Genomic DNA, 723 nt, shown 5'->3' with positions numbered 1-723 from the left:
ATCCTGCAATCCATCGAGAAACATGTGATCGTAAGTGGAGTGATGCCCTAATCGCATGCCATTGCGCGCCTCTTTCAACAAATAGGGCGCGTTCGTCATGCTTTCCATACCTCCAGCAACAGCCGTTCGAATGGTGCCTGCTTTGATCAAGTCATGAGCAAGCATGATGCTTTTCATTCCCGAACCGCAAACTTTATTGATGGTTGTGCACCCTGTACTGGGTGGTAAACCCGCACCGAGCGCAGCCTGTCTAGCCGGCGCTTGTCCGCATCCGGCTGGTAGTACGCAGCCCATCAACACTTCATCAATGACGGTCTCAGAAAGTACGTTTTCACCCAGCGATTTCATCGCGGCCTTTATGGCAAATGCGCCTAACTGCGGTGCGGAGTACGGTTGCAACAGCCCTTGAAAGCGCCCAATTGGCGTTCTTTTCGCACTGACAATCCAAATGTCGTTTCCCATGATTCGCGTTCCCTAACGGTGTATCACAGCATACGAACTTACCCACCACGATTGCCTATTCAGGTTTGCTCACCTCAAACGATGAAGCTCTATCCCTTATCCGGCAACGAAATTATCGCACTGTGATTTCTTGACGTTTACGTAAGCATAGCACTAGCCTTTACAGTGAGGTAAAGAAACACATTGATAACAACCTAATTTTTATTCAGTCATGGTCAGATTTCGAGAAGCTGGATTTTTATTCGAGGTAAGTGTGTTATG

1 pseudogene is annotated in these 723 nt (G+C 48.1%); it reads right to left on the bottom strand.

The features are described from left to right. Positions 1-462, bottom strand: a pseudogene (locus tag R7040_RS26330) (acetyl-CoA C-acetyltransferase); the annotation flags it as partial. Positions 463-723: the final 261 nt, after the last annotated feature.

The organism is Vibrio sp. 1069, from assembly GCF_033340555.1.
This window is presented reverse-complemented; position numbering and strand designations above follow the sequence as displayed.